The sequence below is a fragment of the Mycobacterium sp. 852002-30065_SCH5024008 genome, from assembly GCF_001665645.1.
Classification (GTDB): Bacteria; Actinomycetota; Actinomycetes; order Mycobacteriales; family Mycobacteriaceae; genus Mycobacterium; species Mycobacterium paraffinicum.
This window is the reverse complement of sequence record NZ_LZSZ01000108.1, coordinates 13,567-36,177: the sequence shown is the minus strand read 5'-3', so window position 1 is coordinate 36,177 and position 22,611 is coordinate 13,567. Positions and strand designations below refer to the sequence as shown.

The 22,611-nt window shown below is 67.1% G+C and carries 20 protein-coding genes, 1 pseudogene and 1 riboswitch; of the genes and pseudogenes, 9 read left to right on the top strand and 12 right to left on the bottom strand.

Annotation, left to right across the window (positions count from 1 at the left end; genetic code table 11):
* Positions 1-55: 55 nt before the first annotated feature.
* Positions 56-577 (bottom strand): annotated as a pseudogene (locus tag A5781_RS26240) (FHA domain-containing protein); the annotation flags it as partial.
* Positions 578-643: 66 nt separating this feature from the next.
* Positions 644-1,852, bottom strand: coding sequence for an NADH:flavin oxidoreductase (locus tag A5781_RS15305; protein ID WP_067207621.1), 1,209 nt, complete (start codon positions 1,850-1,852; stop codon positions 644-646).
* Between the two features lie 138 nt (positions 1,853-1,990).
* Here A5781_RS15305 and A5781_RS15300 point away from each other — a divergent pair, with 138 nt between their 5' ends.
* On the top strand, positions 1,991-2,836 hold the full coding sequence (locus A5781_RS15300; RefSeq protein ID WP_067207618.1) for a bifunctional methylenetetrahydrofolate dehydrogenase/methenyltetrahydrofolate cyclohydrolase: 846 nt from the start codon (positions 1,991-1,993) through the stop codon (positions 2,834-2,836).
* Positions 2,833-3,114 carry a DUF3017 domain-containing protein gene (locus A5781_RS15295; RefSeq protein WP_067207614.1) on the top strand — a complete coding sequence of 94 codons (282 nt, stop codon included), beginning with the start codon at positions 2,833-2,835 and terminating at the stop codon, positions 3,112-3,114. The genes A5781_RS15300 and A5781_RS15295 overlap by 4 nt, the downstream gene beginning before the upstream one ends.
* Here A5781_RS15295 and A5781_RS15290 read toward each other — a convergent pair.
* Entirely contained in the window at positions 3,111-3,614 is a 504-nt protein-coding gene (locus tag A5781_RS15290; RefSeq protein ID WP_067207611.1) for a DUF732 domain-containing protein, read from the bottom strand. The two genes, A5781_RS15295 and A5781_RS15290, sit on opposite strands and share 4 nt — an antisense overlap.
* A gap of 294 nt (positions 3,615-3,908) precedes the next feature.
* On the opposite strand from A5781_RS15290, the gene A5781_RS15285 reads away from it, so the two are divergent.
* A complete protein-coding gene (locus A5781_RS15285; protein WP_067207632.1) occupies positions 3,909-5,339 on the top strand; it encodes an FAD-binding oxidoreductase in 1,431 nt (476 codons plus the stop codon).
* 177 nt (positions 5,340-5,516) lie between these two features.
* Here the strand turns inward: A5781_RS15285 and A5781_RS15280 are convergent, their stop codons facing one another.
* Genes A5781_RS15280 through A5781_RS15270 form a run of 3 tightly spaced genes read right to left on the bottom strand, consistent with a single transcriptional unit; the run spans position 5,517 to position 8,775 of the window.
* Positions 5,517-6,251: a class I SAM-dependent methyltransferase gene (locus tag A5781_RS15280; protein ID WP_067207629.1), complete on the bottom strand. Its 735-nt coding sequence runs from the start codon at positions 6,249-6,251 to the stop codon at positions 5,517-5,519.
* Complete coding sequence (locus tag A5781_RS15275; RefSeq protein ID WP_067207607.1) at positions 6,248-7,384, bottom strand: homoserine O-acetyltransferase; 1,137 nt, start codon at positions 7,382-7,384, stop codon at positions 6,248-6,250. Before A5781_RS15275 ends, A5781_RS15280 begins: the two co-directional genes overlap by 4 nt.
* An 11-nt stretch (positions 7,385-7,395) precedes the next feature.
* Entirely contained in the window at positions 7,396-8,775 is a 1,380-nt protein-coding gene (locus A5781_RS15270) for a bifunctional o-acetylhomoserine/o-acetylserine sulfhydrylase (RefSeq protein ID WP_067207603.1), read from the bottom strand.
* Between the two features lie 148 nt (positions 8,776-8,923).
* Positions 8,924-9,040, bottom strand: a riboswitch (SAM riboswitch).
* Between the two features lie 147 nt (positions 9,041-9,187).
* Between A5781_RS15270 and A5781_RS15265 the strand changes: the two genes are divergently transcribed.
* Together A5781_RS15265 and A5781_RS15260 are read left to right on the top strand one after the other, a co-directional pair.
* Complete coding sequence (locus A5781_RS15265; RefSeq protein WP_067207600.1) at positions 9,188-11,425, top strand: NADP-dependent isocitrate dehydrogenase; 2,238 nt, start codon at positions 9,188-9,190, stop codon at positions 11,423-11,425.
* Between the two features lie 34 nt (positions 11,426-11,459).
* On the top strand, positions 11,460-12,689 hold the full coding sequence (locus tag A5781_RS15260; protein WP_067207596.1) for an NADP-dependent isocitrate dehydrogenase: 1,230 nt from the start codon (positions 11,460-11,462) through the stop codon (positions 12,687-12,689).
* Here A5781_RS15260 and A5781_RS15255 read toward each other — a convergent pair.
* Positions 12,682-13,479: an alpha/beta fold hydrolase gene (locus tag A5781_RS15255; RefSeq protein ID WP_067207627.1), complete on the bottom strand. Its 798-nt coding sequence runs from the start codon at positions 13,477-13,479 to the stop codon at positions 12,682-12,684. The genes A5781_RS15260 and A5781_RS15255 overlap by 8 nt on opposite strands.
* A 211-nt stretch (positions 13,480-13,690) precedes the next feature.
* On the opposite strand from A5781_RS15255, the gene trpS reads away from it, so the two are divergent.
* Positions 13,691-14,710, top strand: coding sequence for a tryptophan--tRNA ligase (gene trpS / locus A5781_RS15250; RefSeq protein WP_067207593.1), 1,020 nt, complete (start codon positions 13,691-13,693; stop codon positions 14,708-14,710).
* 7 nt (positions 14,711-14,717) lie between these two features.
* Entirely contained in the window at positions 14,718-15,746 is a 1,029-nt protein-coding gene (yhjD, locus tag A5781_RS15245) for an inner membrane protein YhjD (protein WP_067207590.1), read from the top strand.
* A gap of 77 nt (positions 15,747-15,823) precedes the next feature.
* On the opposite strand, the gene A5781_RS15240 is transcribed toward yhjD, so the two are convergent.
* Together A5781_RS15240 and A5781_RS15235 are read right to left on the bottom strand one after the other, a co-directional pair.
* Positions 15,824-16,687: an alpha/beta fold hydrolase gene (locus A5781_RS15240; RefSeq protein ID WP_067207587.1), complete on the bottom strand. Its 864-nt coding sequence runs from the start codon at positions 16,685-16,687 to the stop codon at positions 15,824-15,826.
* Positions 16,662-17,549 (bottom strand): alpha/beta fold hydrolase, encoded by an 888-nt coding sequence (locus A5781_RS15235; RefSeq protein WP_067207584.1) that lies wholly within the window; start codon positions 17,547-17,549, stop codon positions 16,662-16,664. Before A5781_RS15235 ends, A5781_RS15240 begins: the two co-directional genes overlap by 26 nt.
* A 181-nt stretch (positions 17,550-17,730) precedes the next feature.
* On the opposite strand from A5781_RS15235, the gene A5781_RS15230 reads away from it, so the two are divergent.
* Together A5781_RS15230 and A5781_RS15225 are read left to right on the top strand one after the other, a co-directional pair.
* Positions 17,731-18,318, top strand: a complete 588-nt coding sequence (locus A5781_RS15230) for a TetR/AcrR family transcriptional regulator (protein ID WP_067207581.1) — start codon at positions 17,731-17,733, stop codon at positions 18,316-18,318.
* A gap of 40 nt (positions 18,319-18,358) precedes the next feature.
* Complete coding sequence (locus A5781_RS15225; RefSeq protein WP_067207577.1) at positions 18,359-18,835, top strand: nitroreductase family deazaflavin-dependent oxidoreductase; 477 nt, start codon at positions 18,359-18,361, stop codon at positions 18,833-18,835.
* 55 nt (positions 18,836-18,890) lie between these two features.
* Here A5781_RS15225 and nagA read toward each other — a convergent pair whose 3' ends face one another.
* Genes nagA through A5781_RS15210 form a run of 3 tightly spaced genes read right to left on the bottom strand, consistent with a single transcriptional unit; the run spans position 18,891 to position 22,605 of the window.
* Positions 18,891-20,027 (bottom strand): N-acetylglucosamine-6-phosphate deacetylase, encoded by a 1,137-nt coding sequence (gene nagA / locus A5781_RS15220; RefSeq protein WP_067207574.1) that lies wholly within the window; start codon positions 20,025-20,027, stop codon positions 18,891-18,893.
* Entirely contained in the window at positions 20,021-21,355 is a 1,335-nt protein-coding gene (locus tag A5781_RS15215; RefSeq protein WP_067207571.1) for a sugar porter family MFS transporter, read from the bottom strand. The genes nagA and A5781_RS15215 overlap by 7 nt, the downstream gene beginning before the upstream one ends.
* The gene (locus tag A5781_RS15210; protein ID WP_067207568.1) at positions 21,352-22,605 is read right to left on the bottom strand and encodes a D-alanyl-D-alanine carboxypeptidase family protein; all 1,254 of its coding nucleotides are present in this window, start codon (positions 22,603-22,605) and stop codon (positions 21,352-21,354) included. Before A5781_RS15210 ends, A5781_RS15215 begins: the two co-directional genes overlap by 4 nt.
* Between the last annotated feature and the right edge of the window lie 6 nt (positions 22,606-22,611).

Genomic DNA, 22,611 nt, shown 5'->3' with positions numbered 1-22,611 from the left:
TATGCGATCGTCGGCAGCGTCAGATGTGTATAAGAGACAGGTACATCGGTTGTCCCGGCGGTGCGGGGCGCGGCGCGGGCGCGCCGGGGTGCGGTCGCCGCGGCGGCGACGCCCAGTTGGGCGGGCGGCCCGCCGGGCCGGGTGGGGGACCGGGCGGAGCGGCGACGGGCGGGCCCCCCGGCGCGGCGGACCAGGCCGTCCCGCCCGGGTGAGCCGCGGCTGGAATGCCCATCGACTCGGTTTGCGGTGGGCGCCCGGCCATCCCCTGGTGCCGCCCGACTTCGAACAGCAGCTGCGGCCCGTCGGGGTTTCCGATGTTGAGGCTCTGGCCGTCGTGGATCTCGACCACCGGCACCCGCCGGCCGTTCACGAAAGTGCCGTTGAGCGAACCGTTGTCGATCGCCAGCCACCGGCCCTGGTCGAAGCGCAGCAACAGATGCGCGCGCGAGATCAACGGGTGCGTGATGCGCATGTCGGCGCGCAGATCGCGCCCCACCACCACGTCGTGACCGGCGGCAAAAGTGCGTTCTGACCCGTCAAAACGAACCGTCAAGACGGGCGGGGCTGGTGAACTCATCGGACCAACTGTATCTCGTGGACCCAAGGCCAACCTGAGGCCCAAATATGCGTTAGCGGCCCGCTATCAGTGGGCTAACACATCCGGCGCGCCCGTGACGACGCAACGCGTCCGCGTGTAAATCGTGGGCATGCACCGATTGCAGTGGGTGCACGCCGAACGCACGCTGTGTTGGTCGCCGTCGGCGGCGATCCGATTGATCAGGTCCGGCTCGGCCAGCAGCGCCCGGGCCATCGCGACGAACTGGAATCCCTCAGCCATCGCCAGGTCCATCGTCTCCCGGTTGGTGATGCCGCCCAGCAGGATCAGCGGCATCGTCAGCTCGGCGCGGAACAGCTTGGCGTCGCGCAACAGATAGGCCTCGCGGTAGGGGTACTCGCGCAGGAACTTCTTGCCCGTCATGCGCATGCCCCAACTCAGCGGTGGCTTGAACGCACCGGCGAACTCTTTCAGCGGTGCGTCGCCGCGGAACAGGTACATGGGATTGACCAGCGAACTGCCCGCGGTGAGTTCGATCGCATCCAGGCCGCCGTCGTCCTGCAACCACTTCGCGGTGATCAGCGATTCTTCGGTGCTGATGCCGCCGCGAACGCCGTCGGCCATGTTCAGCTTGGCGGTGACCGCGATCGGCGTGCCCTCCTTTTCCACCGCGCGGCGAACGGCCATCACGATGCCGCGGGCCACCTTCGCCCGGTTCTCCAGCGAGCCGCCGAACTCGTCGTCGCGGCGGTTGATCAGTGGCGACAGGAATGAGCTCGCCAAGTAGTTGTGGCCCAAATGGATTTCGACCGCGTCGAAGCCCGCCTCGATGGCCAGGCGCGCCGCGTTGGCATGCCCTTCGATGACGTCGTTGATGTCGTCGCGGGTCGCCTTCTTGGCGAACCGCATCCCGATCGGATTGAAGAACCGCACCGGCGCCAGCGCCTTGGCCTTGTTGGATTTGGCGTTGGCGACCGGACCGGCGTGGCCGATCTGCGCGCTGACCGCCGCGCCCTCGGCGTGGATCGCGTCGGTGAGCCGGCGGAACCCGGGCACAGCCTCCGGGCGCATCCAGATTCCGTTGCCCTCGGTGCGGCCGCCGGGGGAGACGGCGCAGTAGGCGACGGTCGTCATCCCGACGCCGCCCGCCGCGGGCAGGCGGTGGTACTCGATTAGGTCGTCGGTCACCAAGGTGTCGGGCGTGCGGGCCTCGAAGGTCGCCGATTTGATGATGCGATTGCGCAGCGTGACCGGGCCGAGCTTGGCCGGGCTGAACACGTCCGGAGGGGTTGACATATCGGGAGCTTAATGGCGATCGCAAGCGCGGCGAAGCCGGGCGTGGCGGGTCGCCATCATTGGGCACGGTGGCGATCGCAAGCGCGGCGAAGCCGGGCGTGGCGGGTCGCCATCATTGACCGTGCCAGACTGTCAGGCGTGGGCGCAATCACACTGGACGGCAAGGCCACCCGCGACGAGATCTTCGTCGACCTCAAACAACGGGTGGCCGCACTGACCGCGTCGGGTCGCACCCCCGGACTGGGCACCATCCTGGTCGGTGACGATCCCGGCTCGCAGGCCTATGTCCGGGGCAAGCACGCGGACTGCGCCAAGGTCGGCATCACGTCGATCCGCCGCGACCTGCCCGCCGACATCAGCACCGCGACGCTGGACGACACCATCGACGAGCTGAACGCCAACCCCGACTGCACCGGCTACATTGTGCAGTTGCCGCTACCCAAGCAGCTGGACGAGAACGCGGCGCTGGAGCGTGTCGACCCGAACAAGGACGCGGACGGACTGCACCCGACGAACCTCGGCCGGCTGGTGCTCAGCGTTCCGGCACCGCTGCCGTGTACCGCACGCGGGATCGTGCACCTGCTGCGGCGCTACGGCGTCGAGATCGCGGGCGCGCATGTGGTCATCATCGGCCGCGGCGTGACGGTCGGCCGCCCGTTGGGGCTGCTGCTCACCCGCCGTTCCGAGAACGCCACGGTGACGTTGTGCCACACCGGAACTCGCGATCTGGCCGCGTACACCCGGCAGGCGGACATCGTCGTGGCCGCCGTCGGGGTGCCGCACATGCTGACCGCCGACATGGTGCGTCCGGGTGCCGCGGTCGTCGACGTGGGCGTCAGCCGGACCGACAACGGGTTGGTCGGCGACGTCCACCCCGACGTGTGGGAGGTCGCCGGCCACGTGTCGCCGAATCCCGGTGGAGTCGGTCCGTTGACCCGGGCGTTCCTGCTGAGCAACGTCGTCGAGCTGGCCGAGCGGCAATGAGCGCGAGGTCCGTCGTCAGGGCCCAGTGGCCAATCCTGCTGGTCGGCTTGACCTTCGCCACGGCGCTCGCGCTGGTGGGGGCCAGCTTCTGGCGTCGCGGTGCGCTGCTGATCGGTATCGGTGTCGGTCTGGCGGCGGCGCTGCGACTGGTGCTGTCCGATGATCGGTCCGGTCTTTTGGCGGTGCGCAGCAAGGGAATTGACTTCATCACCACCGCGACGGTCGCGGGGGCGATGGTCTACATCGCTTGGACCATCGATCCGCTCGGCACCCGTTAGATACCCGGGACCGCCGGGATCTGCCCGGCCATCCCGGGGATCTGCCCGGCCATCCCGGGCATCTGCCCCGCCATCCCGGGGATCTGCCCGGCCATTCCGGGCATCTGCGGCACTACGCCGGATAAATTGCCGCTGGCCAGGTTTGCCATCTGCTCGGGGCAGTAGGTCTGTATCGCGATTGTGGTGAACATGCGCGCCATCATGGGGGACATGCCCCGCCCGGACACGCTGGACGCGGCCGCGGCGAAGTTGCCGCCCGGCTGGGCGAGCATGGGGCAGATGGACTGACCGACCGACATCGCGTTCCCGGGTTCGCCGAAGTCGATGCCGGCGTGGTTGAGCGCGTCGATGAAGTTGTCGTCGGGGTTGTCCGCCTCGGCTGGAGCGGCGAACGCCGAGGCCGCGGTGAGCAGGCCGGCAACCACGGCCAGCAGGCGAACGGTCAGAGGCTGGTGGCGAAACATCCAGATCCAGTGATGCGTTCGTGCCAGTGCCTTCATGCAGCCTCCCCCTCATTCGTGGAGTGCGCAGAATGCACTCGAATCACGTTACGAACTCTGAGCTATCACTGTCACGTTTGCGACACGGTGGGATAAAGCTTCGCACAATTAGCGTTTTGCGCGATCGCTGCGGCCGCCGCTTCGATTATTGGGGCGCCGTATGCCGTCAAGACCCTCGGCGGATCGAGGCCACACTGTGATCTGACACGGCAGTAAGCTCCGGGCTTTTCGGTGAGAAATGTTTAAGAATCTCCGCACATGACGACGAATCGCAGCCGTCCGCTGGACCCCTGGTTGCAGAGGGACATCTCGCGCCAGACCTTTCTCCGCGGCGCCGTCGGAATGCTGGCAACCGGTGCGGTTCTGGGCACCGCGCGGGCGGCCGCGGATCCCGTCGCCGGATGGGGTGGGCTGGCCTCCTCCATCGGCGGCACTGTTGTCCTGCCGACCAATACCGCTCAATTCTCCACCAGTAAAAAGGTTTTCAACTCGTTCTATGACAACTCCAGTCCCGCTGCCGTCGTAACGGTTTCGTCGCAGGCCGACGTGCAGAAGGCTGTCGCGTTCGCGACGGCCAACAACCTCAAGGTCGCGCCGCGCGGCGGTGGGCATTCGTACGTCGGTGCGTCGAGCGCCAACGGCACGTTGGTCCTGGACCTGCGTGGGCTTCCGGGTGGCGCCAACTTCGACGGCAACAACGTAACCGTCACCCCCGCGACCACGCTGTACGCGATCCATCAGGCTTTGACCGGCGCCGGTCGCGCGATCCCCAGCGGTACGTGCCCGACCGTCGGTGTCGCGGGACTCGCGCTGGGTGGTGGGATCGGGCCCGACACCCGGCGCGCGGGCCTGACCTGTGACGCGCTGCAGTCGGCGACGGTCGTGTTGCCCAGCGGCGACGTGGTGACCGCCTCCGCCAACGACAACCCGGATCTGTTCTGGGCGCTTCGCGGCGGTGGCGGCGGCAATTTCGGGGTGACGACGTCGATGACGTTCTCTACCTTCGCGACGGCCGACAGTGACGTCGTGCGGCTCGACTTCCCGCCTGCGTCGGCCACCCAGGTGCTCGTCGGCTGGCAGTCCTGGCTCAACGCCGCTGACCGAAACACCTGGGGCATCGTCGATCTCATGGTCGGCTCCGCCCCGAATTGCCATGTGCTGGCAACATGCCCGGCGGGCGCGGGGTCGGGAGTGGTCGATGCGATCAAGTCCGCGGTCGGGGTGGCGCCCACCTCGGTTTCGAACAAGACGATGAACCGTACGGATCTGGTGATGTTCCTGGCCGGCGGTAGCGCCAACCCTCCGGCGCGCTCCTTCGTGGCCGGATCCGATGTCATCGGGCCGGTGGATTCCGCTGCGGCTCATGCCATTGCCACCGCGATAGGGCAATGGCCGGCAGGTGCTGGACAGGCGTCGGTCCTCGTCGACCCGCTCGGTGGCGCCGTTGGGGACGTGGCCGCGGGTGACACCGCGTTTCCGTGGCGCAATCAGGCCGCCGTCCTGCAGTGGTACGTCGAACCCTCCAGTAGCCAGGTCAGCGCCGCGAACAGCTGGCTGAGCTCCGCACACCAAGCGGTACAACAGATTTCGGTCGGCGGATACGTGAATTACCTGGAGGCCAATGGCGCGCCGGCGCGCTACTTCGGGTCGAACCTGTCGCGGCTGACGACTGTGCGGCAGAAGTACGACCCGAATCGAGTCATGTTCTCCGGGCTCAATTTTTGACGTTCGGAATCAGCGAAACAACTTGTGTCACTTTGGCTTCAGGCGTCACAATGCGGTCATTTTTGTCGGTGGGTGTTCCTAGAGTCTGAGGCATGGGTGTCAGTAGTCGTGAGGAGATCGTCGAACCCCGAAAAGCTGTTACGGGATGGGGATGATGACGATGCGCCTTAGTGCTGTCTACCCGGACAGCGTCGCCCGGATGCACACGGTGACATAGGGCAGCGCCAGCCCGGTCGAATTCGCCAGCGCCGGATGGGTGGCCAGCAACTCGCGCACCTGCTCCAGTGTCCTGGTGCGGACCTCAGTCGGCGAGGTGATGCAGTAGCTGCGTGATGCGACCAGGTCGATCAAGGCTTGCGGCGTAAGGTAATTCGTCCACTCGACCTGGTGGCGCTCCGGCTCGGTGAACGACTCGGACAGCGTGACGTCGAAACGGCCCCGGTCGCCGTCGGAGCCGATGATGTCGCCCAACTCCCGCACCCAGCCCAGCCGCTCGTCGCGGGTGTTCCACACCAGGCCCAGCCGACCGCCCGGGCGCAGCACGCGGGCTATCTCGGGAATGGCGCGCTCGGGATCCACCCAATGCCATGCCTGCGCGACCAGCACGACGTCGACGCTGTTGTCCGGCAACGGGATTCCCTCCGCGGTGCCCAGCAGCGCCCGGGTCTCCGGCAGGGAGGTACGTAACACTTCCAGCATGTCGGGAATCGGGTCGACGGCCACCACGTCCAGCCCGCGCTCCACCAGCCGGGTGGTCAGCTTGCCGGTACCCGCACCCAGGTCCAGCACCTGGCGCGCGTCGCGTGGCAATAGCCAGTCGATGGCCTCCGGGGGATAGGACGGGCGCCCCCGCTCGTAGGCCGCGGCCGCCGAACCGAACGACAAGGAACGGTCGTGGCGAGAGCGGGTCACCGCCGACACGCGCCTTCGCCGTCCGCCGAGTCGGCCAAATCCAACGTCTTGCGGATCAGCTCGCCGACCGCATCGGATTCCACCAGGAAGCCGTCGTGCCCGCAGATGGATTCGACAACCTGCAGACCGCTGCAGCCGGGCAGCAGCTCGGCGAGCTCCTCCTGCAGCCGCAGCGGGTACAGCCGGTCGGAGGTGATGCCGCCGACCACGGCCGGCACCGGGCAACCGCTCAGGGCCTTGCGCACCCCGCCGCGGCCGCGACCGACGTCGTGGCTGTTGAGCGCCTCGGTCAGCGTCACGTAGCTGCCCGCGTCAAAGCGGGCCAGCAGCTTGTCGCCCTGATGCTCCAGGTAGCTCTGCACGGCATACCGGCTGTCTTCGGCGCCCTGCTTGTCGTTGCTGAACCGGGTGTCGAGCTCAGCTTCCCCGCGGTAGGTCAGGTGGGCGAAGCGGCGGGCGATGGTCAGGCCGGTGTCCGGTGTGCGGCCGGTGCCGTGGTAGTCGCCGCCCTGCCAGTTCGGGTCGGCTTTGATGGCCGCGATCTGCGTGGTCTGCGTGCCGATCTGGTCCGCGGTCGCCCGCGCACCGACCGCGAGCAGCAGGCCGGCCCGGACGCGGCTGGGGTGACCGACCATCCACTCCAAAGCCCTTGCGCCGCCCATGGATCCGCCGACCACGGCGGCCACCTCGTCGATCCCGAGCGCTGCCAGCGCGGCGATGTCGGCCTCCACCTGATCGCGCACCGAAATCATCGGAAACCGTGAGCCCCAAGGCTTTCCGTTCCGGGCCAGCGAGCTCGGTCCGGTCGAACCGCGGCAACCGCCCAGCACGTTGGTGGCCACGGCGCACCAGCGGTCCGTGTCGATCGGCGCGCCAGGGCCGGCCACCCCGTCCCACCAGCCGCCGGTGGGATGCCCGGGTCCGGCGGGGCCGGTGATGTGCGAGTCACCGGTCAGCGCGTGCAGCACGACCACCACGTTGTCTCGGGTCGGCGACAGCTCACCCCAGCGCTGAACGGCGATGCAGACATCCTCGATCACCGCGCCGCTCTCGGTGGTCAGCGAGCCGATGTGCACCAGGCCGATCTCGCCTTCGGCGGGCAGCGTCTGGGTGGGGACGTCGGAGATCGTCATCGCCGGGGTCCTTAGAACGCCGCCACGGCTTGCGGGTCGGCGCCCGAGGTTTGCGCGTCCGCACCGTACTTGCGCGCCGCGGCGAACCCGAGCTCCAGGTCGGCCAGGATGTCGTCGATGCCCTCGATGCCGACGGCCAGCCGCACCAGTCCCGGGCTGACCCCGGTGCTCAGCTGCTCGGCCGGGCTCAGCTGCGCGTGGGTGGTGGACGCCGGGTGGATCACCAGCGAACGCACATCGCCGATGTTCGCGACGTGGCTGTGCAGCTTCAGGGCGTTCACGAACGCCTTGCCGGCCTCGACGCCGCCGGCCAGCTCGAACGCCAGCACCGCGCCGGTTCCCTTGGGCGCCAGCTTTTTTCCGCGCTCGTGCCACGGCGAGCTTGGCAGGCCGGCGTAGTTGACCGACAACACGCCGTCGTGGCCGGCCAGGTACTCGGCCACGCGCTGCGCGTTCGCGACGTGGCGCTCCATGCGCAAGCTCAGCGTTTCGATGCCCTGGGCCACCAGGAACGCGTTGAACGGCGAAGCGGCGGAACCGAGGTCGCGCAGCAGTTGCACGCGCGCCTTCAGCGCATACGCCGGCGGGCCGAGCTCGGCGAACACCACGCCGTGGTAGCTCGGGTCGGGTGTGGTGAATCCGGGGAAGCGGCCCTGCGTCCAGTCGAAGGTGCCGCCGTCGACGATGACGCCGGCGATCGCCGAGCCGTGCCCGCCCAGGTACTTGGTGGCCGAATGCACCACGATGTCCGCGCCGTGCTTGAACGGCTGGATCAGGTAGGGCGTGGCGATGGTGTTGTCGACGATCAGCGGTATCCCGTTGGCGTGGGCGACGCCGGCCACCCCGGGGATGTCCAGCACGTCGATCTGCGGATTCGAGATGGTCTCGCCGAAGAACGCCTTGGTGTTCGGTCGCACGGCGGCCTGCCAGGAGTCCAGGTCGTCGGGGTCGTCGACGAAGCTGACCTCGATGCCGAGCTTGGCCAGCGAATAGTGGAACAGGTTGTAGGTGCCGCCGTAGAGCCGCGGGCTGGAGACGATGTGATCCCCGGCACACGCGAGGTTCAGTATGGCGAAGGTCTCAGCGGCCTGACCGGAGCTCAGGAAGAGCGCGGCCACACCGCCCTCGAGCGCGGCGATGCGTTGCTCGACGACGTCGGTGGTCGGGTTGCCGATCCGGGTGTAGATGTTGCCCGGAACTTCCAGTCCGAACAGCGCGGCGGCGTGGGTGGTGTCGTCGAACGTGTAGGACGTGGTCTGGTAGATCGGCAGGGCGCGGGCGTTGGTCGCCGGGTCCGGTTGCTGACCGGCGTGCACCTGCTTGGTCTCGAACGACCAGCGGGCGGTCGGGTCGGTTTCGTCGTTGCTGCTGGTGCTGTTGTCGGGGCTCACGTGGGTTTGCTTTCTGCTTCGAGATTGGCGAATCGGGTATCGGGGTTGCGGGTTAGCAGCGCGACACGATTCGACACATGGGCCGATCCGAAGAAGCTGGATATGTGCACATCACGTCTTCCCCTCTAGTCAGGGGTCCGTTATGGCGGACCCGCGCTTGCCGCGCAGCCTGTGGCTACTAGACCTGGTCATCACCCGGGGCACCCCACCGCGGTTGGAGGGTTGCCGGCCAGCAAGCCGGGGCTTGATGCTGGCACTCATGACCAATACGAAGATTAGCTTACTGTGCCGACTTCGTGCCAATGGCGGGTCGACACCTGGCCAAACGCCCTTGATAACGTGGCAGGAAGAACGCTGAGCCCCCCAGAGATCTGACCGATATTCGAAGATTTGCCACGCCGGGAGAGGGACCGTGAGCGCCGAACAGCCGACCGTCATCTACACACTGACCGACGAGGCGCCGTTGCTGGCGACCTACGCGTTCCTCCCGATCGTGCGCGCCTTCGCGGAGCCGGCGGGCATCCAGATCAAGACCAGCGACATCTCCGTCGCCGCCCGGATCCTCGCCGAGTTCCCCGAACACCTGACCGAAGAGCAACGGGTTCCGGACAACCTGGGTGAGCTGGGCAAGCTGACCAAGCTCGCCGACACCAACATCATCAAGCTGCCGAACATCAGCGCCTCGGTGCCCCAGCTGATCGCCGCCGTCAAGGAGCTGCAGGGCAAAGGCTTCAAGATTCCGGACTTCCCGCAGAGTCCGAAGACCGACGAGGAGAGGGAAATCCGCGCCCGCTACGGCAAATGCCTGGGCAGCGCGGTCAACCCGGTTCTGCGAGAAGGCAACTCGGACCGGCGCGCGCCCAAGGCCGTCAAGGAGTACGCGCGCAAGCACCCACACAGCATGGGGGAGTGGTCGCCGGCCTCGCGCACCCATGTCGCGACCATGCGGCACGGCGACTTCTACCACGGTGAGAAATCGATGACGTTGGACCGCGCGCGCAACGTGAAGATGGTGCTGGAGACCAAGGGCGGGAAGACCCTCGAGCTCAAGCCCAAGGTCGAGCTGCGCGAAGGCGACGTCATCGACAGCATGTTCATGAGCAAGAAGGCCCTGGTCGAGTTCTACGAAGAACAGATGCAGGACGCCTACGAGACCGGCGTGATGTTCTCGCTGCACGTCAAGGCGACGATGATGAAGGTCTCGCATCCCATCGTCTTCGGCCACGCCGTAAAGGTCTTCTACAAGGACGCCTTCGCCAAGCACCAGGAGCTCTTCGACGAGCTGGGCGTCGACGTCAACAACGGATTGGTCGACCTCTACAGCAAGATCGAGGCGCTGCCCGCGTCGCTGCACGAGGAGATCATCCGCGACCTGCACGCCTGCCACGAACACCGCCCCGAACTGGCGATGGTCGATTCGGCCAAGGGCATCACCAACTTTCATTCGCCCAGCGACGTGATCGTGGATGCCTCGATGCCGGCGATGATCCGCGCGGGCGGCAAGATGTGGGGCGCCGACGGGCGGCAGAAGGACACCAAGGCCGTCAACCCCGAGTCGACCTTCTCCCGGATCTACCAAGAGATCATCAACTTCTGTAAAACCCACGGGCAGTTCGACCCGACCACGATGGGCACCGTGCCCAACGTCGGCCTGATGGCGCAGCAGGCCGAGGAGTACGGCTCGCACGACAAGACGTTCGAAGTCCCCGAGGACGGCGTCGCCAACATCGTCGACCTCGACACCGGGGAAGTCCTGCTCACCCAGAACGTCGAGGCCGGCGACATCTGGCGGATGCCCATCGTCACCGACGAAGCGATTCGCGACTGGGTCAAGCTGGCCGTCAACCGGGCGCGGAACTCGGGCATGACGGTGGTGTTCTGGCTGGACACCGAGCGGCCGCACGAGGTCGAGCTGCGCAAGAAGGTCAAGGAGTACCTCAAAGAGCACGACACCGAGGGCCTGGAGATCCAGATCATGCCGCAGGTGTGGGCCATGAGGTACACGCTGGAGCGCGCGATGCGCGGGCAGGACACCATCGCCGCAACCGGAAACATCCTGCGCGATTACCTCACCGACCTGTTCCCGATCCTGGAGCTGGGCACCAGCGCCAAGATGCTGTCCATCGTGCCGTTGATGGCCGGCGGCGGAATGTACGAAACGGGAGCGGGCGGTTCGGCGCCCAAGCACGTCCACCAACTGCTCGAGGAGAATCATCTGCGCTGGGATTCCCTCGGTGAATTCCTCGCTCTCGGAGCATGTTTCGAAGACATCGGGATCAAGACCGACAACGAGCGTGCCAAGATACTGGGCAAGACGCTGGACGCGGCGATCGGCAAGCTGCTGGAGAACAACAAGAGTCCGTCGCGCAAGGCCGGCGAACTCGACAACCGCGGCAGCCAGTTCTATTTGGCGCTGTACTGGGCCTCCGAACTTGCGCAATCCGACGACGAAGAGCTGCGCGAGCATTTCGCCGCGCTGGCCAAGTCGTTGGGCGACAACGAGGACACCATCGTGGCCGAGCTCGCCGAGGCGCAGGGCGAGTCGGTCGACCTCGGTGGCTACTACTACCCGGACAGCGAGAAGACGACTGCGGTGATGCGGCCGAGCAAGACGTTCAATGAGGCGTTAGCCGCTTCGCAAGGCTCGTAAGGTTAAGAGCCGCAAACAGAAAGTCGGGCTCGATATGTCAGGCGAACACAAGATCAAAGTCAAGGGGCCCATAGTCGAGCTCGACGGTGACGAGATGACCCGGGTCATCTGGAAGTTCATCAAGGACATGCTGATCCTGCCGCATCTCGACATCCACCTGGACTACTACGACCTGGGCATCGAAAACCGCGACCGCACCAACGATCAGGTGACGATCGACGCCGCGTACGCCATCAAGAAGCACCGGGTGGGTGTCAAGTGCGCCACCATCACCCCCGACGAGGCCCGTGTCTCCGAATTCAACCTGAAGAAGATGTGGCTGTCACCCAACGGCACGATCCGGAACATCCTGGGCGGCACCATCTTCCGTGAGCCGATCGTGATCTCCAACGTGCCGCGCCTGGTGCCCGGCTGGACCAAGCCGATCGTCATCGGCCGCCACGCGTTCGGCGACCAGTACCGGGCGACGAACTTCAAGGTCGACAAGCCGGGCACCGTCTCGATCACGTTCACACCGTCGGACGGCAGCAAGCCGATGGTGCACGAGGTGGTGTCCATCCCCGACGACGGTGGTGTCGTGATGGGGATGTACAACTTCAAGGAATCCATCCGGGATTTCGCGCGCGCCTCGCTGGCCTACGGCCTGAACGCCAAGTGGCCCGTGTACCTGTCCACCAAGAACACCATCCTCAAGGCCTACGACGGCATGTTCAAGGACGAGTTCCAGCGCATCTACGACGAGGAGTTCAAGGACAAGTTCGAGGCCGAGGGGCTGACCTACGAGCACCGGCTGATCGACGACATGGTGGCCGCCTGCCTCAAGTGGGAGGGCGGCTACGTGTGGGCCTGCAAGAACTACGACGGCGACGTCCAGTCCGACCTGGTCGCGCAGGGCTATGGATCGTTGGGGCTGATGACGTCGGTGCTGATGACCGCCGACGGCAAGACGGTCGAGGCCGAGGCCGCCCATGGCACCGTCACCCGGCACTTCCGGCAGTACCAGGCCGGCAAGCCGACGTCGACGAACCCGATCGCCTCGATCTTCGCCTGGACGCGTGGGCTGCAGCACCGCGGCAAGCTCGACGGCACCCCGGAGGTGATCGAGTTCGCCCAGACGCTGGAAAACGTGGTGGTCGAGACGGTGGAGAGCGGGAAGATGACCAAGGACCTGGCCATCCTCATCGGCCCCGACCAGGAATGGCAGCAGAGCGAGGAGTTCCTCAACTCGATCGCCGAGAACCTGGAAAAGAAGCTGGCTAACTAGCCGACGGGTTGGCGCCCCGGCTTGCGGCGGTGCACTCGTCGAGGAACTCGGTGATCAGTTCGGCCACGCGCTCGGGCGCCTCGAACATCGGGATGTGCCCCACGCCGTCGAGCTCGGTGACCTGGTGGTCGTCGGGCAGATGGGTGGTGAAATGCCGGCTGAACCTGGGTGCGGGCACAATCCGGTCCTTCTCGCAGATCACCAGGTGCGCCGGGACGGCGTTTTCGGCGAGCTCCTGCAGGCCGTGCAGCAGCAGCGACTTGACCAGCAGCTGGAAGTAGGCCGGGCAGTGGGCGACGTCGTCGATGCAGCCGAGCAGTTGAGAGTCGCTGATCCCCTCCGGCGTTGCGCTGATCGCGTAGGTGGCCAGCTGGCGGCTGAACGGCAGGCGCATCACCTTCGGGCCGAACAGCCAGGCCAGCACCAGTAGCGGAATGCCGAGGATGAACTTGGCGATCACCTCGAACTTGGCCGGGCTCCAGCGCGTCCAGCCGCCGGCCGGGGCGATGCCCATGACGCTGCGCGCCCGCCCGCGTCGCTCGAGCTCGAACGCGACCCAGCCGCCCAGCGAGTTGCCGACGATGTGGGCGGTATCCCAGCCCAGCTCGTCCATCTGGTGCTCCACGTGGTCGGCCAGCACCGCCGAAGACAGGAACCAGGTCCCGGCGGGCGGCCCGCCATTGTGGCCGGCCATGGTCGGGGCGAAAACCTCATACCGCCCGGTGTCGGCCAACCGCCGCGCGACGTCCTCCCAGACCGCCTGGGACAGCAGGAACGGGTGCAGCAACAGAACCGGCTGTCCCGAACCGAGGTGGATCGGTGGCCGTGTCCCTGTGTTGCTGTTGGTCCTCTTGCTCCCCATACCGCCGACATTAAATGTGGTACCGCCGGTACCGCAAGCGAGCGCAGCGCGAGCGCCCGGCTCGCCGCACTCTGGAAGGCGGGGGCCCGGCTGGCCGGGCACTCGGCCGAAGCGGGCCGCGTGAAAAGATCGGTGCATCATGAGCACCGCTACCGGATCCCGCCGGATCTTCTCCGGCGTGCAGCCCACCTCCGATTCGCTTCACCTGGGGAACGCCTTGGGTGCCATCACCCAGTGGATCGCGCTGCAGGACGATCACGAGCCCTTCTTCTGCGTGGTCGACCTGCACGCCATCACGATCCCCCAGGATCCCGACGCGCTGCGCCGCCGGACCCTGGCCACGGCCGCCCAATACCTGGCGCTCGGCATCGACCCCGCCCGCAGCACGATCTTCGTGCAGAGCCATGTGCCCGCGCACTCCCAGCTGGCCTGGGTGCTGGGCTGCTTCACCGGCTTCGGTCAGGCCTCGCGGATGACGCAGTTCAAAGACAAGTCGGCCCGCCAGGGCGGCGACTCCACCACCGTGGGCCTGTTCACCTATCCGGTGTTGCAGGCCGCCGACGTCCTGGCCTACGACGCCGAGCTGGTGCCGGTGGGCGAGGACCAGCGCCAGCATCTCGAGCTGGCGCGCGACGTGGCGCAGCGGTTCAACAGCCGGTTCCCCGACACGTTCGTGGTTCCCGACCTGCTGATCCCGAAGGTCACCGCCAAGATCTACGACCTGCAGGACCCGACGTCGAAGATGAGCAAGTCGGCGGCCACCGATGCCGGCTTGATCAACCTGCTCGACGATCCCGCCGCGTCCGCGAAGAAGATTCGCTCGGCGGTCACCGACAGCGAGCGTGAGATCCGCTTCGACACCGACGCGAAGCCGGGCGTGTCCAACCTGCTGACCATCCAGTCCGCGGTCACCGGCGTCGGCATCGACAAGCTCGTGGAAGGCTACGCCGGACGGGGTTACGGCGACCTGAAGAAGGAGACCGCCGAGGCGGTCGTCGAGTTCGTCAGCCCGATCAAGGCCCGCGTCGACGAATTGCTGGCTGACCCAGCCGAATTGGAGGGGATCCTGGCGGCCGGGGCCCACCGGGCCGAGGATGTGGCCGGCGAAACCGTTCGGCGGGTCTACGATCGGTTAGGTTTCCTTCCGCAACGAGGATGAGTTCACCATGAGCGAGCCGGCCAAGGCGGGCGCCCTCGACCGGCTGCGGGCCCGGTACGGCTGGCTCGACCACGTCCTGCGCGCCTACCAGCGCTTCGACGACCGCAACGGCGGGTTCTTCGCGGCCGGCCTCACCTATTACACGATCTTCGCGCTATTCCCCTTGCTGATGGTCGGTTTCGCGGCCTTCGGGTTCATCCTGGTCCGGCGGCCCGAGCTGCTGAAATCGATCGACGACCACATCCGGTCCCAGGTGACCGGCGCGCTGGGCGATCAGCTGCTCGACTTGATGAACTCGGCGATCGATGCGCGGGCGTCGGTGGGTGTGATCGGCCTGGCCACCGCGGTCTGGGCGGGTCTGGGCTGGATATCGCATCTACGCCAGGCGTTGACGGAGATGTGGTGGGACGAGCGCATCGAGTCGCCGGGCTTCGTGCGCAACAAGCTTTCCGATCTGTTGGCCATGCTGGGGACGTTCGCGGTGATCGTGGCCACCGTCGGCCTGACCACCGTTGGCCATGACGCGCCCCTTGCCGCACTGTTGAAATGGCTTGGTGTGCCGCAGCTTTCGGTATTGGACTGGCTGTTTTGGCTGTTGTCGATCGTGATCTCGACGGCCATCTCGTGGATGCTGTTCACCTGGATGATCGCCCGCCTGCCGCGCGAGAAGGTCAGCCTGGCCGACTCGGCGCGCGGCGCGCTGATTGCGGCGGTCGGGTTCGAAGCGTTCAAGCAGGTGGGTTCCATCTATCTGCGGGTGGTGTTGCGCAGCCCCGCGGGCGCCACGTTCGGCCCGGTGCTGGGTCTGATGGTGTTCGCCTACATCACCTCGTATCTCGTGCTCTTCTGCACCGCGTGGGCGGCGACGGCATCCGATCACCCGCGCACCCGCCACGTCGCACCGCCCGCGCCGGCGATCATCGCCCCGCGCGTGCAACTGGACGAGGGGATCAGCACGCGGCAGACGCTGACCGCGATGGCGATGGGAGCCGTTGGGGCGCTGGCTCTTTCGCGTGTCACGCGGCGGGGCCGGTAGCGGTCGGAACGCTTTGCCCGCCAGGGGCCGGGCCCCGACGATACGTCGGTGATGCGGGCACACCCCACACGGATTCGTCAGTCGGTCAGGAAAGCGACAGCCTTCGCCGAGAAGTCGGTGTGGTACTGGAAGATCCCGCCGTGGCCGGAGTTCGGGTAGATGATGAGTTGCGAACCGGGGATTCTGCGGTGCAGGTCCTCGGAGAGCACGGTCGGCACCATCCGGTCGTGGTCGCCGTTGGCGATGAGGGTCGGCTGGCTGATTCCCGACAAGTCGGCCGGTGTCGAGCGCCCCCATTTCTTGATCGCCTTCAGTTGCCGCTGAAATGCTTTGATCGTGATCGGAGCGTCGCGATCCTCAGTGCGTTCCTCGAGGCGTTCTACGAACTCGCGGCCCGCGCGGCGGCCAGTGGCGTCGCGATTGAAGAAGAGATACTCCTTGGGATCGCGACGCGTGAGGGTCGCGCGAACCATGTCGTAGTAGGTGACCCCGGCCACCTTATCGATCCCCTTTCCGCCCGCTGGTCCGGTGCCGGTCAAGATCAGCTTGCGGACGACGTCCGGGTGCTTGAGCACGAGCGCCTGGGCGACCATGCCGCCGAGCGAGAACGCGAAGATGTCGACGGTGTGATGGCCGAGTGCCTGAATGAACATGTAAGCGTCATCGGCCATAGCCTCGACGGTCAACGGCACCTCACCACTGGAGGCGCCCACCCCGCGGTTGTCGAATGCGATGACGTGGTGGTGGGCGGCGATGGGATCAATGATGCGGGGATCCCAGTTATCCAGGGTCGCTGCGAGATGGACCAAGAACACCACGGGCACATCCCCTTTGGGGCCCAGTTCTCGATACACGAAGGTCACGCCGCCGGCGCTGACCGAGCGTGCCGGCGCATCGCGGTAGGACAGGATCAGGTCATCTTTGTGGTGCGTGTTGTTCATCGGACACTCCCTTTTCTTCGGTGGTTGACTCCTCGCCCAGAAAGCGCAAAACATCGGCGACGAAGGTCTCGTGGTACTGGAACACGCCGCCGTGGCCGGAGCGGGGATAGATCCTCAACTGCGCGTTGGGAATCCGTCGTGCCATGTCGGCGGAGAGGCTGCTTTCGACCATCAGATCGTGGTCGCCGTTGACGACAAGAACCGGTTGGGTGATCGCAGAGAGGTCGTCGGGGGCACTCAGGCCGGCCGCTCGGATCGCCTTCAGTTGCGCGACGCGGGCCTGAACCGATATGGGCTTGTCGCGGTCGAGCGCGCGTTCTTTCAGGCGGCGCAAATAATCGGACGCGGCACGCTTTCCCTCCGGGGTGCGGGGGAAGAACAGAAAGTTTCTTGGATCGCTACGCGTGAGCGCGGCTTTGAGATAGGCGATGACGAAGACCTTGGTGATCTGTTCGATGCCTCCTCCGCCGCGCGGCCCCGTTCCGGCCAGGATCATGCGTCGCACCAGGCTTGGTTCCTGCAGGGCAACCATCTGGGCGACGCCGCCGCCGAGTGAGAATCCCAGCAGATCCACGTGCGTCAGGCCTAGCGCCCGGACGAATGCGATGGCGTCCGCGCCCATCTGGTCGATGTTGCTGGGCACCTTGGAGCTCGTCGCGCCGACGCCCCGATTGTCGAACGCGATGACGTGGCGGTGCGCGGCGATGCCGTCGATGACTCGGGGATCCCAGTCGTCGAGCACCGCGGTCAGGTGGTGCAGGAAGACCACGGGAACACCTGCGCCGGTTCCGACCTCGCGGTAGGCGAAGTCGACGCCGTTGGCACGAATCTTGCGCGTGGGCGTGTCTTTCCAGGTGGCCATGTCATGCCTTTCGGTGTGTCCGCGACGCCGCGGTCGGTTATGTGCGGCGGACCGGCGGAAGATCGGGGAATGCGGGGCCGGCGGAAACTTGCCAATCTTTGGCTGCCAGTCATAATATTATGACCGTACGACAATGATGTATCATGAGTCAAGAGACGAGCTGGCCATTGGAGGACAAGGGATGGCGAGGTACGACACGGCGCACAAGGTCGAGACGCGGCGCCGGATCATCGAACGAGCGGGCCAACGGTTGAAGCGCGACGGCATCGACGGTTCCGGGATCGCGGCATTGATGGCGGACGCCGGGCTCACCAACGGCGCCTTCTACGCCCACTTCGGATCGAAAAATGACCTCGTGGCCAGCGTGGTGTCCGACCAGCTCCGAAACCAAGCGGCCGCGATGACGGCGCTACCGCCCGGCGGGGAATCGCTCGAGCATTTCATCCGCGAGTACCTTTCCGCGGATCACCGCGACCGCCCGGCGATCGGTTGTCCGTCGGCGGCGCTGCTCGATGAGATCGGCCGCTGCGACCGAGCGATCCGAGCCTCCTACACCCAGGGCGTGCAAGCCATCATCGACGCGGTGGCAGCCCATTTGTCGCCGGATGACCCGGCGGCCGCTCGCAGCAGGGCGACCGGGTTGTTCACACTTCTGGTCGGCAGCCTGCAACTCGCGCGGGCGGTCACCGACCCGGAACTGTCCGGCGACGTGCTGGAAGCAGGCATCAGCGCCGCGCTTAACCTCCTCGGCAACCCAAGTCGGTCCTAGATCGCGCACCACCTGATCCCACCCATCTTCGAAAGGCGCGATGGCTGTGCAGAAACCAAGACAGCTCAACTCGCGATTTGTCTTGCTGGCGTCGCGCTACCTCAGCCGGGCCCACGCGTCCGTTTACCGCGTCAGCCAAGGACGCTTCGGGGGCAACCTGCGCATCGGAGCCGGCTTCCGCAAGCCCGCCCCAACGTTGTTGCTGGACCACCTAGGGCGTAAGTCCGGTAAGCGCTTCACGACGCCGTTGCTGTACATGAACGATGGTCCCAACGTCATCGTCGTCGCCTCGGCGGCAGGACGTGACGAGAACCCCCAGTGGTATCGCAACGTGTTGATCAATCCCGACACCCACATCACAGTTCGTGCCAAGCGCCGCGCCGTGACGGCGCGTCAAGCCGACGCCGACGAACGAGCGCGACTTTGGCCGCGACTCATCGACGCCTACGCAGATTTCGAGTCATACCAGAGTTGGACCGACCGCGAGATCCCCGTCATCGTCCTAGAGCCGCGGTAGCCGGCTACGTCTCCCCGTCGACGTGTCGACGGGGCGCGATGCCCGACGGACCGCACTATTGAGACCCCCCGCCCCCCGTCACCAACCATTCGCCACGGGCCATGACAGTGACGATTCCCAGATCGCGATCCAGCACAACGAGATTGGCTTCATGGCCGGCGCGCAGGCTGCCCACCCGCTCCAGGCCGAGCGTCCGTGCCGGCGTCGCCGAGGTCGTCTGCGCCGCCACCGCCAGTCCCGCATCGGCATGCACCGCGCGGAACAGCCGGTCCATGGTCGCGGTGCTGCCCGCGATCGTCGACGTTCCGGCAACCCGCGCAACGCCGGAAACCACGTCGACGGCCACCGCGCCGAGGCGGAACGCCCCGTCACCCCGGCCGGCCGCGGCGATGGCGTCGGTGACGACGGCGACCCGCTCGGGCCCGGCCGCCCCGATGACCGCGCGCACGACGGCCGGGTGCACGTGCACGCCGTCGGCGATCAGTTCGACGGTGACTCCCGGGTGGCGCAGCAGGGCGAGCACCGGCCCGGGCTCGCGGTGGTGCAGCGGCGGCATCGCGTTGCACAGGTGGGTGCCGACCGTGGCGCCGAGTGCGATGGCGTGCTCGGTCTGCTCATAGGTGGCGTTCGTATGCCCCACCGCCACAACCACTCCGGCGCCGAGAAAGCGCCGGATCGCCTCGTCGGCCCCGGGCAGCTCGGGCGCCAGGGTGACCATCCGGATCGCGCCGGCGCCCGCGTCGAGCACGGCGTCGATCTCGGCCGGGTCCGGATCGCGTATCTGGGCCGGTTCGTGCGCACCGCAGCGGGCCCGGGAGAGCCACGGCCCCTCCAGGTGGATGCCGGCGACGGTGCCGTGCCGGGCGGCTTCGGCGAGCGCGCGCACGCCTGCGAGCAACTCCGCGGGCGAGGCGGTCACCAGGCTGGCGAGCGTCGTCGTGGTGCCGTGCCGCAGATGGAATTCGGCCGCCCCGGTGATGCCGCCGCGGTCGGTGTAGGAGGCGCCGCCGCCGCCGTGCACGTGCATGTCGATGAACCCGGGCACCACGGTGCCGTCGGGGAAGTCCGTGTCGGCCGGGCGGGGCGGGGCGCCCGCGCCGCAGGCCACGATCCGCCCGCCGTCCGTCTCCAGCCAGCCCGGCCGGCGGACCTGCCCGTCGAGCACCATGGTGCCGGCGGCGATCACTACCATCGCCCGCCGTTTTCCCAGAAGTGCCGGATTTCCTCCAGCTGGCGGCCCTTGGTCTCCGGCGCAAACCGGTAGACGACGACGAATGCGACTACTGCCAGGGCGGCGAACACTGCGAAAGTGCCTGCGCCACCGAGGGAATGCAGCATGGTGAGGAACACGGCGGCGATGATCGCGTTGGCCACCAGGTTGGAGGTGAGCATCGTGCTCGACCCGATTGACCGCAACCGGGACGGGAAGCTCTCGCTGGCGTACACCCAGCCCAGGGACCCGAACCCCATGGTGTAGCCGATGATGAACAGCAGTATGCCGGCGAAGCCGAGTGCCGCGCCGCCGATGCCCCGCCCGAACACGCCCATCAGCACGACGTCGGCGGCGATCATCATGGCGATGCCGGACAACAGGATTGGGCGCCGGCCCACCCTGTCGACGAGCAGCAGCGATGCGCCCACGGCGGCCAACCCGGCGACCTGGACCAGGGCCGGCAGCGCCAGCAGCGCGAAGTTGCCCGCGAAGCCCATCGCTTGGAATATCCGTGGGCTGTAATAGATGATCGCGTTGATGCCGGTGATCTGGATCAGGAAGCCGAGTGTGACCACAAAGGCGGTGGCCCGCGCATACGGCGGGCGCAGCATCTCGGACCAACCGCCGCTCCCTTCGCCCAGGGCGCGGCCGATCTCGGCGAGCTCCTCGTCGACCCGGGCGTCGGGCTCGACGCGCAGCAACGCCCGGCGGGCCTCGTCGGGCCGGCCCTTCAGCACGTACCACCGCGCCGTGTCGGGCGCGCGAATGAGCAACGGCAGCAACAACATTGCGGGCACGGTGGCCAGCCCCAGCATCCAGCGCCAGCTGTGGGTGCCGGCCAGTAGATATCCGGTCAGGTAGCCGACGATGAGCCCGCTGACGATGGCCAGTTGATAGGCGGTCAGCAGCGACCCGCGCACCGCCGTCGGGGCCGATTCCGCGATGTATACCGGCACGACCACCACCGCCACGCCGAGGGTCAGGCCCAGCAGGAGCCGCGCGGCCAACAGCATGGGCAGCGAGACCGAGAGCGCACCGAGCAGCGCGAACGCCGCGTAGGCGACCAGCAGCAGCACCACCGATTTCTTGCGCCCGATCGCGTTGGCCAGCACGCCCGCACCGAGCGCCCCGGCGATCTGGCCGATCACCACCATGGTCGTCAGCAGTTCCTGTTGCCGGGTGGACAACCCGAAGTCCTCGGTGACGTAGAGCTGCGCGCCGGCGATGATGGACAGGTCGTAGCCGTAGATGACGCCGATGCTGGCGGCGGTCAACCCAACGGTCAGCCCCCGCGATCGGGCGGTCAACGGTGTTGGGGTCGGCGGTTCATCGAGCGTGCGACCATGATCAAACTAAACACGATGATGGTCCCGATGACGGCGACGCCCACCCGGATCGGCAGCGCATCCGCCGACGGGATGAGCCCCGCGGCCTGCGCGCCGCTGCCCTGCCGGTCGGCGGCGCTGTCGCGTTTGGCGGGCGCCAGCGAAGGATCGGGTTCGATCAGGTTGCCGACCTGGGTGCCCTGCGGCGTGCTGAATCCGTAGTCCAGCAGGTGCGCCGCCTGCTCCCACGGGGCAATCGGCTGCCGCGTCCCGTGCAGCAGCACGGCCATCAAGCGGCGCCCGTTGTGGTTGGCGGCGCCCACGAAGGTCTGGCCGGCGTCGTCGGTGTAACCGGTCTTGCCGCCCAGGGCGCCCGGGTACTTGTAGAGCAGCTGGTTGTCGTTTTCCAGTTCGTAGCCGGGGTGGTCGCCGTGGCCGGGGAAGTCGAACGTCCGCGTCGCGACGATGTCGGCGAAAGTCGGGTTCTGCCAGGCGTAGCGGTAGAACAGGCCGATGTCGTAGGCCGACGTGCTCATGCCGGGCCCGTCCAGCCCGGACGGCGTCACCACCCGGGTGTCCTTGCCGCCGAGCTTGGCGGCCAGCACGTTGATCTTCTCCACCGCCTGCTGCATGCCGCCGAGCTGCATGGCCAGCGCGTGCGCGGCGTCGTTGCCGGAGTGCATCAGCAGGCCGTGCAGCAGCTGGTTGACGGTGAACACCCCGCCCTCTTCGACGCCGACCTTGGTGCCCTCGGCGGCCGCGTCGTCGGCGGTGCCGGGTACCGCCTTGTTCAGGTTGAGCGCATTGATGGCGGCCATCGCGACCAGCACCTTGATGATGCTGGCGGGGCGGTGCCGGCCGTGCGGGTCCTTCGCGGCGATCACCGCGCCGCTGTCCAGGTCCGCCACCAGCCACGCGTCGGCGGAGACGTCGTTGGGCAGCGCCGGCGTATCGGGCGCGGCGACGATGCCGCAGCCGGCCAGCGCCTCGCCGCCGACCGGCTTGGCGGGCACCGCCAGCGGGATCGGCGGGTCGCCGGCCTGGGGAACCTCCGACGAATCCACCGCGGGTGGGGTGTTCACCTTGAAGGGGCAGTTCGCGGGTGCGGCGTTGGGTCCGGCGCCCGGCTCGGCACGGGCGGCGGGTAAGGCCGCGGGCGCGGCGAGCGTCACCGGGGCGGCGATCAGGAAAACGGCCGCTGCCAGGCACGATGCGGGGCGTAGGAAGTTCATTGCTTG